Source organism: Streptococcus equinus ATCC 9812, from assembly GCF_000187265.1.
Taxonomy (GTDB): Bacteria; Bacillota; Bacilli; order Lactobacillales; family Streptococcaceae; genus Streptococcus; species Streptococcus equinus.
Genome location: NZ_GL698429.1, coordinates 308484 through 324487, shown reverse-complemented (window position 1 = coordinate 324487; position 16004 = coordinate 308484). Strand labels below are relative to the sequence as shown.

The 16004-nt window shown below is 33.2% G+C and carries 16 protein-coding genes; all 16 read right to left on the bottom strand.

The window, feature by feature from the left end; all coding sequences use genetic code 11:
- Positions 1-155: 155 nt before the first annotated feature.
- A complete protein-coding gene (locus tag HMPREF0819_RS01505) occupies positions 156-1127 on the bottom strand; it encodes an acyltransferase family protein (protein WP_004231382.1) in 972 nt (323 codons plus the stop codon).
- A gap of 140 nt (positions 1128-1267) precedes the next feature.
- A complete protein-coding gene (locus HMPREF0819_RS01500) occupies positions 1268-2206 on the bottom strand; it encodes a glycoside hydrolase family protein (protein ID WP_004231378.1) in 939 nt (312 codons plus the stop codon).
- 165 nt (positions 2207-2371) lie between these two features.
- Positions 2372-3214 carry an acyltransferase family protein gene (locus HMPREF0819_RS01495; protein WP_004231374.1) on the bottom strand — a complete coding sequence of 281 codons (843 nt, stop codon included), beginning with the start codon at positions 3212-3214 and terminating at the stop codon, positions 2372-2374.
- Between the two features lie 309 nt (positions 3215-3523).
- The gene (locus HMPREF0819_RS01490; protein ID WP_004231368.1) at positions 3524-4588 is read right to left on the bottom strand and encodes a glycosyltransferase; all 1065 of its coding nucleotides are present in this window, start codon (positions 4586-4588) and stop codon (positions 3524-3526) included.
- Entirely contained in the window at positions 4578-5699 is a 1122-nt protein-coding gene (locus HMPREF0819_RS01485; RefSeq protein ID WP_004231365.1) for a glycosyltransferase, read from the bottom strand. The genes HMPREF0819_RS01490 and HMPREF0819_RS01485 overlap by 11 nt, the downstream gene beginning before the upstream one ends.
- A 28-nt stretch (positions 5700-5727) precedes the next feature.
- The gene (locus HMPREF0819_RS01480) at positions 5728-6864 is read right to left on the bottom strand and encodes a glycosyltransferase (protein WP_004231363.1); all 1137 of its coding nucleotides are present in this window, start codon (positions 6862-6864) and stop codon (positions 5728-5730) included.
- 18 nt (positions 6865-6882) lie between these two features.
- Entirely contained in the window at positions 6883-7851 is a 969-nt protein-coding gene (locus HMPREF0819_RS01475) for a glycosyltransferase family 2 protein (protein ID WP_004231360.1), read from the bottom strand.
- 3 nt (positions 7852-7854) lie between these two features.
- Positions 7855-8877, bottom strand: a complete 1023-nt coding sequence (locus HMPREF0819_RS01470; RefSeq protein ID WP_004231355.1) for a Stealth CR1 domain-containing protein — start codon at positions 8875-8877, stop codon at positions 7855-7857.
- 56 nt (positions 8878-8933) lie between these two features.
- The gene (locus HMPREF0819_RS01465) at positions 8934-9725 is read right to left on the bottom strand and encodes a DUF4422 domain-containing protein (protein ID WP_004231353.1); all 792 of its coding nucleotides are present in this window, start codon (positions 9723-9725) and stop codon (positions 8934-8936) included.
- 17 nt (positions 9726-9742) lie between these two features.
- Entirely contained in the window at positions 9743-10852 is a 1110-nt protein-coding gene (gene glf, locus HMPREF0819_RS01460; protein WP_004231351.1) for a UDP-galactopyranose mutase, read from the bottom strand.
- 8 nt (positions 10853-10860) lie between these two features.
- A complete protein-coding gene (locus HMPREF0819_RS01455; RefSeq protein WP_004231348.1) occupies positions 10861-12312 on the bottom strand; it encodes a flippase in 1452 nt (483 codons plus the stop codon).
- Positions 12313-12347: 35 nt separating this feature from the next.
- Entirely contained in the window at positions 12348-12986 is a 639-nt protein-coding gene (locus tag HMPREF0819_RS01450; protein WP_004231345.1) for a sugar transferase, read from the bottom strand.
- A gap of 27 nt (positions 12987-13013) precedes the next feature.
- A complete protein-coding gene (locus HMPREF0819_RS01445) occupies positions 13014-13709 on the bottom strand; it encodes a tyrosine-protein kinase (RefSeq protein WP_004231342.1) in 696 nt (231 codons plus the stop codon).
- A gap of 12 nt (positions 13710-13721) precedes the next feature.
- Positions 13722-14411 (bottom strand): Wzz/FepE/Etk N-terminal domain-containing protein, encoded by a 690-nt coding sequence (locus tag HMPREF0819_RS01440; RefSeq protein WP_004231340.1) that lies wholly within the window; start codon positions 14409-14411, stop codon positions 13722-13724.
- Between the two features lie 8 nt (positions 14412-14419).
- The gene (cps4B, locus tag HMPREF0819_RS01435; protein WP_004231339.1) at positions 14420-15151 is read right to left on the bottom strand and encodes a capsular polysaccharide biosynthesis protein Cps4B; all 732 of its coding nucleotides are present in this window, start codon (positions 15149-15151) and stop codon (positions 14420-14422) included.
- Positions 15152-16004: LCP family protein (locus tag HMPREF0819_RS01430; RefSeq protein ID WP_044023260.1), on the bottom strand; the 853-nt coding region annotated here is incomplete at its 5' end.

Sequence of the window (16004 nt, the reverse complement as noted above, 5' to 3'; positions counted from 1 at the left end):
AAAAATCCATAATCTAAAGGAATGGAAAAACGTTAAAATAATAAATCAGAACATAACTACTTCTAGTATTTTCCAAAATTCTCATGTATCAAAAATCATACCGCCTCCATACAATTAACGTAATTACATACTAAAAAATATTTACAGTAAGTTATTTAGATAACTTTATTCAGCATACCAATCATTCTTTCAATCAACTTCACAAACAGTACACTTAGCTTATTCAGTTTTAGCAACTTGAACAAGATTATTCTAAGCCATTCAACAATCAGGCCTGATATGAAAATTAAACTAGAGAACAGTAACACCCACACCAAACTTTGTAAGAAACCTTCGGTTGCTACAAAAGTAAATCTATTTTTTAATACGGTATCCCACACAATTGGACTTAATTGAAAAAGATAGATTCCAAATGCTAACGGTGATAATTTTCTTAACACATGAGAGTTATGAATTTTTATTCGTGAAAATACAATAACTAAAACTATTGCATTTAACATTATTGTTGGCGACAAATAGCTCATTAGCCTATCAACTCCAATAATAGTGTGAAAAGCAAATGTCACTAGTGTGCCAAAACACGCTAGTAAAAGCAAGTAAAAATTCTTCCAACGAGAAAATAAATCTACCTTACGTATTAAATGCCCCACAAGATAAAGGACAATTATCCAAATAGGTGAATAGCCATGATCGGTTTTAAAAGAATCATTCACCAAACCAATGATTGAAAATAGCACAATCAGACCGATCAACCATTTTTCTCCTTTTTCTTTATCAAGAGAAAATAAAAATTTATTTAGAAGAGGGAGGGATAAGTATAACACAACATAAGCATTAAAGTACCAGTACCTGCCAAACGTTAACGGTAGGAAGTTCTTAATCATCTCAATTAGCGATAATTTCCCCACTCCAAGACTCATCAGGATAAGCGGGATAATAAAAGAGTAGAAAAACACTTGCATCCACATAGCTACTAATCGCACATAGTTAGGAGCCTTATTTTGTGACACATATCCGCTAATTAAGGCGAAACCATCAACAGCACAGTACGCTATTATTTCAATCAGCCAGAGGTGCTCCCCCCCCCCCAACTTTAGGTGACATTTGTAAAATACCGCCTTGCCCAAGTGTATGGAGTACCCCCACCATAAACATCAAAACAAGTCTTAACAAATCAATCCCATAATTTCTTTGTGTCAATTTACATTTCTCCTTTTAAATTCAAATATCATATTTTATTTCTTAATTTATCCATATTGTACTCTATTTATTTCGTCAATATTCTTAAAAAACTAACCGCAAAAATAAGCAATACAACGATTCCCATAACTCTTGTAATCAAAATCAAGTGATAGGGTTTCTTTTCATAAACAATACCGGAGCCATGCCGTAAAATACGCTTTTTACTATCCGTTACAACTCGTGGTTTGCTGAAATGCTTAAAGTCTCTTGTCGTGATGACATATTGATTTTTCTTGAAATTACCCGTCGTGATATATTTGTCCCAGAAAATATAGTAAGCACCCTTTACCTTCATGACAAACTGACCTTCTGTATAATCAATCGATTCACCTACAGCATGTGATATAAAATCTTCCTGAACAAGATTCCAGTTGTCTAAATCTTTTGATTGATAGTAATCAATGGTCTTTTGATACTCATCCTTAATAAGCATATGATAGCTACCATCTTTATAAAACACATGGGGATCAATATAGGTTTTACCATCTTTGAGATGGACTTGAACAGTTTCCATCGTATTAAAATCATCTAAATTGATTTTAGAACGATAAATACTGTGCCTAGGGATAACAGCGCCATCCTTATCCACCATGTCATCTACATCATTTGCAGCGGAGAATAGGTAGGTCAAACCATCGCTATCCTCAAAAAACTCAGGAGCCCAAACTTTTTTAGGAGATTTGTTGCTCGCACCTGATAAATTTCGAATACCTAGGTTAACATAATGAGCGGTAAAGTCACTAGGAGCATAGCCCGAATAGATAATAGCCTCAATTCCCTGTGCTAAATCATAATTTGTCACAGCACCATAAAGCCTACCATCGTCTTTTTGTAGTAAAAACATGTCCCGCCCAGGCATTTTACCAGGAGATGCTTCACCTATTTGCTTTAACTCTAACGGGCTATCTAAACTAGCTTCATAAAACATAAAACTAAGATTCTCACCTGAGCTTGGATCTGGCATAAAACTGTATAGAATTTTAGATTGAGTACAAAATGTCGTTAAAAGATACGACAGCAAAAATAAAGTCAAGGTCACAACAAGAATAACAATGCTTTTGCGAAATCTTTTTAGAAAGTTTTTCAATTTCTATACCTTTCTACAAAAAAGAGGCTTATGAGCCTCAAATTATTTTTTTAAGTACTTAGTTGGATAAAATACAAAGTCAATATAAGGGATAACTTTTGTCAAATATAAAATGAATATACTCCCTAGCCAACCTGCACTCAATCCTATTAAAATATGCAGAATGACATTAGTCACACCAACTTTCAGCAAGACAATTCTAGAAACTGAAACAATTGGTGCATGAAGAATATAGATGACTAAACTATCACGTCCATATTTTGTAAAATAGTCAAAGCACTTTCCTTTTGGAAATATTGAAAATAGCATGAAAGCAAAAATAACTGATATGTAGAAAATAATTCCCCACAAACCAGGGTTTGAGTAAGAAATCCGGTTTTCAAAATCAAAATTGTACCATGCTATCAAATAAGCAGCAATCACTACAGCTAAAATCAACAATCTCGATTTATTATCCTTCAGTGAAACATCTCGTAATAGACTTCCAAGCATAAAGACTGGTGCCCATAGCCCCACGCGCTGAATAATCATTAAGTTGTTTGGAAATAGACTGACTAAGACTAGCATAATCAGAGTAATTCCAAACATCACCTTCTTATCTTTAATCAGCAAAGAGAGTAACCCTAAGATTACAAAAATTCCCCAAAGGATGTATAAGAACCAAGAAACAGACAAAGGTGATTTATAAATATGTATTAAATCAACAAAACTCGCCTTATCATGAACAGCTCCTCCACCGATTTGTTGAAGAACAAAATGAATCACATTGTAGAGTATGTAAGGAATTCCTAATTGAACAGTTTTCTTTAAAATAAAGCCTACATAACTAGCCAACGTCTCGACTGGTTTAAAAAAGTACCCTGAAAGCGCAAAGAAAACAGGCATGTGGAAAATATAAATACCTTCAATTAAAATCCAAAGCCAGTACTCGCTGGAATGAAATCGTCCGACTGGTATAAACCTAGAAACACATGGCCTAGTACCACAAGAAAAATCACTAGCCCTTTTCCAAAATCAATCCAGCCTATGCGTTGCTTGCTTTCCATTATAAATAAAATTATGATTAGTTGTCATTTATACTCCATACTATCTATATAGTTCAATGCTCGTTTAAGATAGTAGCCACTTTGTAGCTTTCTCTTTAATTTCTTTGTATTAACCACCATATCCTTATAAGCTTCCTCAGTCACCCCATCAAAAATTAATTCGATTAATCGCTTCTTTGACTGCTGTTGATAGATAATGTCCTTGTTTCAATTTATTTCCAATTTCGATGGCATTCTTTTTAAATTCAATTAACTGTTCTTCACTTAATGCTTCAAAAATAGTACTTATTTCTTCAAGTGAGCTAACAGAAAATCCAACTTTATTTTTCTCAACAAATTCTGACTCTGCTGATTCAGACCAAACAATTACTGGCAAGCCAGATGAAAGATACAAGGACAATTTATGAGGGTTATTATATCTCAAATAATTGCCCGTGTTTCCAGAACATGTTTCTAAGTTATCTCCATCCCAGACCAATCCAAAACCACTATTAAGCTCCATCGGTACCTCGTCTGCCGGAAAAGCTCCTTCATAAGAAACATTCTCTGCTATCTCAGTTTCATCATAATTTATACCGAATAGCTTAAACTCTAGGTTCGATAATTCAGGAAGTTTGTAAATATAAGGAGATTTGGACTTCGACAAATTTCCGGCTATCACAACATGTTTTGAAAGATCATGATTTAGTTTCAAAACTTTCGAATTTAAATAATCAAAGATTTCCAAAGTAATTAGTTTGTCTTTGTTAACACCTTTTTCTATGAACCAATTCATCATAGAGGAATTGTGTACAATTATAGCATCAGCCAATGAAACCATATCTCTAAATTCAACATTATAGTAATCGAGCTTAAAAAGTCCTCTAAGTTCTTCAACATCATGCACAATTGATATTATCTTAACATGTTTTTCTTTTTTCAATTTGCTCAGGCTTTTTTTTCGACCTAATTGTTTTATATGAAATGGATGCTGTAAAATAAGGATAGAACCATCTTTAATATCCCTAGGTAATTTTTTCCATTGCCTTGCATAGTCTGACTGTCTTAATACCTTTTTAAAAGGATTTTTTTGGCGCGGAGAGTTTTCAATATAAAGGTTATTAAATCCCATTCCACTCAAAATATCACTCACATCGTTTGTTGCCTTACTGCCAGCATGCATCTGGTTACCATAATTCTCAACAACCTGATACCACTCATTTTTACTTATCATTTAATATTTTTTCAATATTTGCTACTTGCGTTTTAATATTGAATCCTTTCGAATCAAAATTTAGTTGTACTTGCTCTTTGGGTAACCTATCTTGGTAAGATTGAGAAATAATTTTATCCGCCCAAGTTGTTACAGAATCCCCTAACGGTAAAAAGATGACATTATCATTAATTTGGGTTTCTTTGGTAATAGAATCGCTCAATAATACTGGAAGACCATTTGCTTGTGCTTCAACAGCTGACAGGGGCAGCCCTTCAAATTTAGAAGTCATAATAAAAAGGTCTAACGCACTTAGCCATGATTTCATATCATTTTGAGTTCCAACTAGTTTGACTACCTTTTCAAGGCCATAATTTTTAATTTTATTTTCAACAATTTCTTTTGTTTTATCATTCGAAGTTTTAGAGCCTAAAATAACTAGTCTTAAATTTTGTTCCTGCTTATAAGCCTCATAAAAATAATCTATTAGAGCACCTTGATTCTTTTGATATGATAATCGTCCAACGTTTCCAACTATTTTCACATTCTCAGGCCAGCCAAGTTCATCTCTAATTTCCTGTCTCTTAAGGCTATCAAACGTAAAATTTTCCATTTCAATAGCATTATTGATAATTTTAACTTTACTTCTAATCTTAGTTGGAAACATAAAATCAGCTGCAGTCTCAGAACACGCAAAATAATCTGTGGCTACATCATCAAGCTTTCTTCTATTCATTTCATGAAATATTCTCCTGATGAAATTTCCACCCCACTTGGATGAGTGACTATGCATAATGCGACGTTCAATACCATATTTTTTAGCATAAATAAAATAGTCAAGGTTTACAATACCCATACCATTAAACCAAAAAATATCATATTCTCCCGAAAACGATTTAAATAAATCGTCTAATGACTGATAATATTTCTTCAAATTTTTGCCTTTTCGTGGCAAACGATAAATTTTTGAACCATTTTGCAAAATTTCTTTTTCAAAAATAATTTTTTCTTTTGTATTTACTAAGAAATCTATTTTAAATTTAGTCTTGTCTAGATATCTATAATAAGTCATTATAAATGTTTCAGTACCTGCTAATACAGGTGACATCCCCATAATCAAAATTTTCTTCATCTTATAAACTACACCATATTCTTTCTTTTTAAAGCTTTAATATATGACTATAAATCTGTCCAAGCTCTTCCGAATTAGATTTTATGTCAAACCCCATCTTTTTGAAATGGCTAACATTAACTATTCTATTTTCTTGGGAAGCAATTTCTAACAACTTGTCAGCCCATTTAATAGCTGGATCATCTAAACTTTTAAAATAAAGTCTATCTAAAACTTTCACGTTTTTTGGTATAATATTGCTTACTAGACAAGGAAGTCCCGAAGCCTGAGCTTCAATATTAACAATACCAAAACCTTCATAAAGCGATGGCAATAAGAAAACATCCATCGCTGAGAGAAGATCAGGTGTATCTGTTCGATTCCCTAGGAAACTGATAAAAGAATGTAGATTCCTCTTTCTTGCATCTTGTTGAACTGACTCAAAGAGTTCGCCATCACCAATCCAAATAAAATGGAAATTAACTCCTTTATCCTTTAAAGCCTGTAAAATATCTAAAATAAAGAGTGGATTTTTTGGGGGGGATAATCTTCCAATTGTCCCAATAACGAGGGTAGATGGCTTAATTTGCAACTGTTTTCTAACCATTTGACGTTTTCCATCAGAGAAAACAAAATCTGTTATCCTAATTCCATTTTTTATTATCGTAACGTTTTGACTATTTCCATATAAAAAGGAAGCCGCTTCTTGACTACAAGCCAAACGAGTTAACTCCATCCTTTTTAATAATTGTTGCGCAAACATAAACTTAAGTTTATGTTGCCAATCTTTAAGTAACTCGAAATTAGCCGTATGTCCATGTACAATAATATTAGGTATTCCTGCAAATTTAGCTTGGAGAACCAATCTTAATGCTTCTAAGGGGGTATCTACGTTAAGATGTGCAATTTCGTATTCATTTAAGGATAAAATTTTATTTTGAGAAATAAACTTTTTAAGTGGCTTTAAAATAGGATTCCTTGTTTTTACATCACTAACTTGAATTTCTGCATGTCTTACTGCCATTTTATCAAAGTAACTATAATCAGCTACAGCATGGCGTGATAAAAAATCAATTTGGAATTTGTCAGACAAAGGCTCCGTTAGATTCCAAGAAATAACAGATCTGCCACCCCTTCCAAAATTTTCCGCACCTACCACTATAATTTTAGAACGTTTTTTTAACATATATTTACCTGTAATTTATCATCTTATTACTAATCTTAGTAGTTTTGGACTTATTGAGAATAATAAATATGAAATATAATATTTTTTTCCCACCTTCAACCCTTTTCTGAGGAATAGTTTTTTTTCTTTTTTGAGTTCATCAAAAATTCTAGACTCATATTTTTTAATATCAGATTTCGTTCCTAATCGATAGAGTCTAGCTACTAGCCATAAAAGCCCTCTTACTGAACATATCTTTATATCTTCTATTTTATCTTTTGGGAAAGAAAGATTAGCCATTATTTCAAATGCCGTTATAGTTGTCATAAAACTTTCTGAAAACCCCTTATGGAGTGCACTATTTTTATGAATTTGATAATAATAAAGTTTTTCATGGGAAACTATCGCTTTAGTAACAAACTGAGCGTACTCAAGATTAAATGCTAAATCTTCCATTATTTTTACCGATTCATCAAAACGAATATTGTGTACCTTAATAATATCTTTACGATATAGTTTATTCCAAGGATACCCCATAACATTCTTACCAAAAAGAAGAGTATTAAAATAATTTTCTTCATTAAGAACTTCAGTTCCCGAACACTCTATTGGTTCCATAATATCCGTACTTTTCTGAGCCTGAACAACAGAAATCTGAGCTGTTTCATCAAAATCAGCTATAAGAGTTTCAAAAAAGGTTGGAAAAATATAATCATCTGCATCTATAAATGAAATATAGTCTCCATTTGCTAAGTCTATACCTTGATTTCTGGTAGCTGATACACCTCTATTTTCTTGGTGGAAAACTCTAAGAGAATAATATTTTTTACTTAATTTATTAAGTATTTCACCAGTATTATCCTGAGATCCATCATTAAATAAAAGAATTTCTAATGGCAAGTAAGTTTGATTTAATAAACTTGAAACACAACGTTCTATTGTCTTCTCAGCATTATAGCATGGAACAATAACACTTATAGTTCTCTTTTCCAAAGTATCACCTTTCAAAAATTACTTTTCCCATCTAGCTTTAATAGGGAATCTACTTTCCATCGCTTTCTGTACTCTAGACACAATAATACCTAAATTCTCAATTTTGTCGCCGTCATTAATACAAAGTAGCAATTCTTTCCCATTACTTAAGATTTTTTCACATCTCTCAAGTTCAGCCATTTCATCATTTTTTTCAAAATCTATCAAGACACCCCGGTTTTTTGGAGTTACTGGTTCAAAATTACCAGAAGCTATTTGCCAATCCTTGAAGAGCCATTGATTAACGTCATTTTTATTACGAAATCTATGTTGGCAGGTCTCATCCAACTCATCAAATTCTTTTTCCCAAACTTCTTTAAAAGTAGATTTTAAGTAGGGTTGTGGCAGATGAAATTGTTCAATCCCTGGAAAGCGTGGGGAATTGCTTAAAAATAAAGTTTTTAAGTTTTTCTTTAAACCATACTTAAGGTTAAACCATTTTTTTCGATCTTTTTTCAAGACTTCTTTCATATCAAAATGTTCATTAATAAGTGAAATGTCATTATTGGCAATTTGATAAATCATGAGACTCTTTTTAACTGCGTGAATATGTAAAGATGCAAAATCTCTAGGTTTACCATTTAGGAAGAAATCTTCTGGTTTTGTTTTATTCAAAAAGAAGAAATCATCATTACAGAAAATAAACTGCTCACTCAATCCTGGAATACGATGTAAATTATTCTCAATTGGATTAGCTGAAAAAACAGGTAAATATTTATTTGGAATAAAATCCTTATGATCCACAATAACCAGCTTATCTTGCTCCACAAACCACTCTGGTTTCTGATTATCAGTGACTAAAAAAATTTTCCGAACCCAAGGAGCATTTTGTTCAATACTACGTAACAGATACTTTAAAGTTCCCCAATCACGATAACGCGCAGGATCCGCACTCTCAGTAGATTTCTGAACACCTTTGTACTCTGCTTGTTTTTGTTGCCAAATTGGATCATTGCCATTGACCCAGGTAATGACAATATCGATATCATTTTTTTGTGCCATGAGTATCGCCCTTTCTTGTAACTTAAATTAATTACAATTTTTTGTAATTAATATCTTCAAAAACTCTTTCCGTATTTTTTGCCTAAAAATTTAGCCTGTAGAAATGATTTTCCCTTGTTCCATAGGTTCACTTTTTCCATGTACATAAATGGAACTTCTTTGATTGTTACCTTTTCTTTTTTCAACCACACATTAAAGAGACGTTCACTCACACGTCCAAACAAACGTGCATCGAATGCTGAATAGCCACTAATATCTAAACGCTTATACAGTTCATCAATAATAGGAAATAGCCACTCACAATATTTTCCAGCTAACTCTTTTTTCATAATGAACATATTAAACATATAGCCACTTCTTTGTTTCATAACAGCATCAAAAGTCGGAACATCTTCTGGATATAGCTCAGAGATAATTTGTCTAGTTACATCCAAGTGATTAGAATCATGGGTATGGCTATAATGTGAATACAGCGTTTCAATATAATATTTACGCTTTTTAGGAACAATCACGTCAACTTCATCAAGTAGCTGTTCAACGTCAGCTTGCGACAAAATAACATCGTCAATTTTAACGTCATCACTATAGGATTGACTGTTTCTAGTAAAGTAACGACGATAATGCACAAGACCTAGATAATCGCAATTAAGGTTTTTCCAAGCCCAATATAGACCAGTTAGCTCACAATAATAGGGGTTTAACGTTGAAATGTTATCTCCAGTATTATCTCCTATATAACCCAACTCCTTCTTTCCTTCACGACCAACGTGAAGAGGAAGATATAAATTGGTATCTTTAGGCATCTGAAATTTTTTATGAGTTGCTACAATTAATTTTACGTTTTTCAAAACACTTTTCCTTATTATTAATTTAATTCACTCTCAACACATTCCAAAGCTGCTTCGATGACTTTGTGCATGTCATAATAACGATATTGTCCAAGTCGTCCACCAAAAATAACATTTCCTTGCGCATCTGCAAGCTTCTTATACTCTTGGTAAAGATTATTATTACGATCGTTATTTACTGGGTAGTAAGGCTCATCGCCTTTTTCCCAAGTTTTAGGATGTTCTTTCGTGATAATAGTTTTCTCTTGAGTTCCGAATTCAAAGTGTTTATGTTCGATAATACGAGTGTATGGTGTTTCAGAATCTGTGTAGTTAACGACAGCATTCCCTTGATAATTTTCCATATCAAGGAGTTCAGTTTCAAAACGAAGGCTACGGTATTCTAACTCACCAAGTTGGTAATCAAAGAATTGATCAATCATTCCTGTAAAGACAATTTTAGGGAATTCTTTCAAATATTCATCTTTGTTATCAAAGAAATCTACGCCAGTTTCGACATCAATATTATCATGCGCTAGCATTTTTTCAATGATTTGTGTATAACCACCGATTGGAATACCTTGGTAAGTATCGTTGAAATAGTTATTGTCATAAGTCAAACGAACTGGTAAACGGCGAATGATAAAGGCTGGCAATTCTGTACAAGCTTTACCCCATTGTTTTTCAGTGTAATCTTTGACAAGCTTTTCGTAAATATCTGTTCCAACAAGTGAAATAGCTTGTTCTTCTAAATTTTCAGGCTCTTTTCCGTTAAGAACGGCACGTTGTTCATCAATTTTAGCTTGTGCTTCTGCTGGTGTTACAACTCCCCAAAGTTTATTGAACGTATTCATATTGAAAGGAAGATTATAAATTTCACCTTTGTAATTAGCAATCGGAGAATTTGTATAACGATTAAATTCTGCAAATTGATTAATGTAATTCCAGATTTCCTTATCAGAAGTATGGAAAATATGTGCGCCATATTCATGCACTTGAATACCTTCTACTTCTTTAGTATAGATATTCCCTGCAATATGATCACGTTTTTCAATAACTTTAACTTTTTTTCCTTTTTTAGCAGCTTCGTGTGCAAAAATCGCACCGAACAACCCTGAACCGACAACTAAATAATCATAATTCGACATAAATTCTCCTATTTTTTCATATAATGTAGTAAGTAAATAGTAAATTCTTCTTTTAGCAACAATCCTACTAAGCCGTAAATCAGCCCAAAAATAATAGCCGAAATAACTACTACCATAAAGAGTGAAGAAATATTACTAATAAATAATGTATTTGCTATTAAAACAAGAATAGTAGCTAATAAAGTAGATATGACATTTTTATATAATTTGACATTAGCCACAATTTCTTTCAAAAAGTCACGTAATACATAGATTTGATAACTTGTGACAAAAAATTCAGCAACTAACGTACCAAATGCCGCACCTGAAGCTCCAAATCTAGGGATAAAAATAGCATTTATTATTAGATTGACAATTGCACCAAGAGAAACCGACTTTAAAACATCATTTTCTCTATCCATTGGAACTAATATCTGAATGCCTAATAAATTTGAAATTCCTATTAAGAAAAGCGTAGGCATGATAATTTGCATAGGAAGTATTGAATCTGTATAAGCATCCCCTGACAAGAAATAAATACCTTCTTTAGCAAAAACTGTAAAATAAACCCATAGAGGAATTGATACAAAGCATACAAATTGCAAAGAACGAACGGTTAATTCTTTAAATTCTTTAGTCTTTCCTTCCTTAATATAAAAAGATAATCTAGGAAGAAGAACAGCTCCCATAGACGTTACCAAACTAACAAGTATTGTTTTTATTTTTACAGCAGCATTGTAATATCCTACTGCTTCATCGCCTTTCATAAATCCAAGCATCACTGAATCAAGATTAGTGTATACAGTAGTTGCAATAGTCATCATAAAAAAACTAAAAATAGGCTTTATGTGTTGACTAAGGTTCATATTAGGATACCATTTTAGATGAAGAAAACGTCGTAAGTTAATAAAGTTAAAAAAGTTAGATCCGACACTTGCCAAAATAGTAATTGCACCATAAATGACATAGTCGCTTTTTTGATGTACCATCAAGAACATTAAAACAAGTGATACTAATTTCAAAAGAATTGATCTGATAGTGATATAAGAATACTGCTCTAATGCTTTATACAGCCACTCACAGCCAATCAAATTAAAGAATAGAGTAGCAATATTAATCATAAACAGAACCCTATCTTGTGCCATACGAGGTACTAAGATTATGGCAATAATATAGACAAGCAGTGATAATCCCATCGCAACAGAATTTATCACCATAATTTCTTGAACAGTTTTTGATAATTTGTCTCTGTCATTTCTAACTTTTGCGCATGCTCTAATACCATAGGTTGGAATTCCTAACATACCAACCATTGAAAAATATGAAACTATTGACGTTGCAAAAGCAACTTTACCTGTTCCGACAGGCAAAAGAACACGTGATACATACGGAAAAGTTATCAATGGGAAAATAAAATTTGACACAGTCAGAATGAAATTCATGACTATATTTAACTTCATGGACTTTCTCTTATTATTCATCGTTTTTATACCTTAAATACTACTTGAATTTTAATTTAATATGCCCCTGTCTTAGAAATAACTTTCGCAAAAGAATTTAATAGTATCTTTAAATCAAGCAATAATGACATATTATCAACATAGTAAAGTTCTATATCGCAACGCTCTGGATAAGAAACATTACTCCGCCCAGAAACTTGCCAATACCCCGTAGCACCAGGTTTAACCGATAAAAACTTATCTTTATCACTACCTTTGTACTCTTGAATCTCTTCCTCAATAATTGGCCTAGGCCCTATAAAACTCATATCACCTTTTAAAATATTAATAAATTGTGGTAACTCATCAATTGAGGTTTTACGAATAAAGGCACCAATTGTGGTCAATCTTGGATCCTCTTCAGGAGCCAGTTTATAACTATTTTCAACATACTTTCTATAAAGTACTTTATTAGATCTCAAAACTTCTTCTGCGTTTTCAATCATTGAACGAAATTTAATAATTTTAAATTTTTTACCATTTAAGCCAAGTCTTTCCTGTTTAAAAAATATACTTCCTGAGTAACCTTGTAGCTTATAAATAATAAAAATTAAAATAGCTGCAGGTAAGAATAATACACATGTCCCAACGAGACCACTAACGATATCAAATATTCTTTTAACAACAAGAAATACTAACCTTTTAATCCCTTCCATATAACCTCTTCCTAGAATCAATTTTTCTTAGTTTTTTTCCCCGTATTCTCCGTACCCACCGTAACTACCATATGAACCATACTTATCTAAGTGGATATCATATTTATTCAAAATAACGCCAAGGAAAACTGAACCACTTTGTTCCAATTGTTCCTTTAATTTTGTAATGGTACGACGCTTATCAGCCCCCGCTTTTGTCACAAGCAAGCTAGCATCTGAATGGTGTGCCAGGATAGCAGCATCAATAACCAAACCAAGCGGTGGTGTATCAATGATAACATAGTCGTAAAGTCCACGAACAATTTCAATCATCGCTTTGAAGTTATCATTTTGAATCAATGATGTTGGATTTGGTGGGACTTGCCCAGCAGGAATGATCATCAAATTATCAATACTTGTGTCACAAATAACATCTGACAACTCTGCATTTCCAGACAAGAAACTTGTCAACCCCTGATAACGTTCATTAGATTTAAACGTTCCTGACATGACTGAATTACGTGTATCCGCATCAATCAAAAGTGTACGGAAACCTGCATGTGCAAAAGAAATTGCAAGGTTAACAGACGTTGTTGATTTTCCTTCGCCAGGTTGAGCCGAAGTTAACGTAATTACTTTTAAATCACGTCCACTAAATTGAATATTGGTACGGATAGAATTGTAATATTCCTCCATAGATTTAACCATTTGAGCTTTAGCTCTCACTAATTCTAACTGTGGCATTACAATTTCTCCTTATAATTTATCAATATCTGGTACAACTCCTAAAAGTGTCATACCAAGCACTTCTTCGACGTCTTCTGGACGACGAACATGGTCATCAAGCACTTCAAGCACAAGAATACCAACAATAGCTAAGAAACCACCAACAAGTGCACCTAAAGCAGCATTGCGTTTGATATTTGGTGATGATGGTTTGCTAGCGACTTCGGCAGCCTCTAAAGTTGTTACATCATCTACCTTGGTTACAGATTTGATTTTTTCAGCAGCAACTTCACGAATCGTATTAGCGATATCAGCTGCTTCTTGTGCATCTGTATCTTCAACAGAGATTGAAATGACACGTGTATCTGTTGGAATATCTACAGAAATCATATCTGATAATTCACTTGTTGAAAGTGATAGGTTTTCTTGGTCAATAACAGATGACAACACTTCATTTGAGGTAATGACTTCTTTATAGTCATTAACAAGATAAGAACCTGCTTGCAAATCTTGATTGGTCAAACTGCTATCACTACTTCGGCTCACAACATAAATACGAGTTGTTGATGTGTACTTAGGTTTGATAAAAAAGATACTACCAAGCAAAGCTACTGTCCCGACAACTAGAGCAATAAAAATAATGAAAAATTTTCTACTCCAAAGTTTTCTTAGCAAGTAGAGGACATCAATCTCGATACTTGCATTATCATTTGAATTCATATTAACTCCTATAAATCTTTATTTTCTAATAAGGTTTGAGGATTTCTCTCGAAAAGAGCATAAGCTCTGTTTGCCCCAAAATCTTTTGTAACGATTTCCCTAGCTTCGTCCATAAATGGCGGTCTTGGTCCAAGGTTATGCATATCGCTTGCAACACAATGAACAAGATTTTTTTCCAAGAAGTAACGCGCTCGTTTTTTGAACTGACGGTATTTATCACCGAACAATTTCGGTTTGAGAACATGTGAGCTATTAATTTGCGTATAACACCCCATGTTAATCAATTCTTTAACACGTTCTTCATTAAATTCAAGCGCATTATAGCGTTCGATATGAGCAACAACTGGTGTAATTCCAAGCATTATCACATTGCTAAGTGCTGTATGAATCTCTTTCCATGGTGTTGTCATGCTAAACTCAATCAATGCAAAACGTGTATTGTTCATTCTTGGAACTTGATGATGTTCCAGTCTTTCCAGAATATCGCTACTATAGTAGAGTTCGCCACCATATAAGATTTCTAAGCCTTCATATTTGGCTTCAGCAGCTTCTTTGACTTGACTAAAATTAGCAAAAATCCTATCTTCCGGTGTTTCAAACATTCCCTTGCGACGATGTGACGTTGAGACAATCGTGCGCACACCTTGACGATAGCTTTCCCCAATCAAAGCTAAGCTCTCTTCAATAGTAGTTGGTCCGTCATCTACATCAAAAACAATATGTGAATGAATATCAATCATCTACTTACCTTCCATAACATCTTTAATGGCTTGTGATGCACTTGCTACACTAGCATCATCCAACTGAATCATATAAAGACTTGCAGTTGGCATGGCATAAGAAGTCAATTCTCCTGTTGAACCTGTACCAGTTACTTCTTGTGATGTAATGGTAAATTTCTTACCTGAATCAAGCTGAGCATTAGCAAGGCTCATCATTGTATCTAATGACATATCGGTTTGAATAGAATCCTGCAAGGTAGAAATAATTGTTGAGTAATTTGTAATCGAACTTAATGATGTTAACTTATTAACGATAGCTTGAACAACTTTAATTTGGTTATTCCCACGATCATAGTCGCCATTATCAAGACTATAGCGTTCACGAACAAAAGCAAGTGCTTCCTCACCTGAACTTAAGTTAACATTTCCAACTTCAAATGAATAGTTACTATTAGTATAAGAAGTAAAGGCTTGATCATTATAAACTGTCACACCACCAATAGCATCAATCAGATTCATAAATGTTGTGAAGTTGATGCGGGCATAATAATTAATATCAATACCATAAAGATTTTCTAGTGTCTTCTCAGATGTTTCAACACCATAGATACCAGCGTGTGTCAGTTTATCGTATTGATTTGCACCGCCGTCTGGAATTTGTACATATGAGTCACGTGGTGTTGTTGTCATCAAAATCTTATGCGTATTCATATTAACTGTCAAGATGATATTAACATCTGAACGTGAAACGGTTGAAATAGACCCGTAGGTATCAATACCACTAATATAAATGTTAAAGACATTAGCATCAGATGATTTTGCTTCGCTTGAAACACTCTTCTTAATTTTATAGGTATAAATTGTTTTCAAG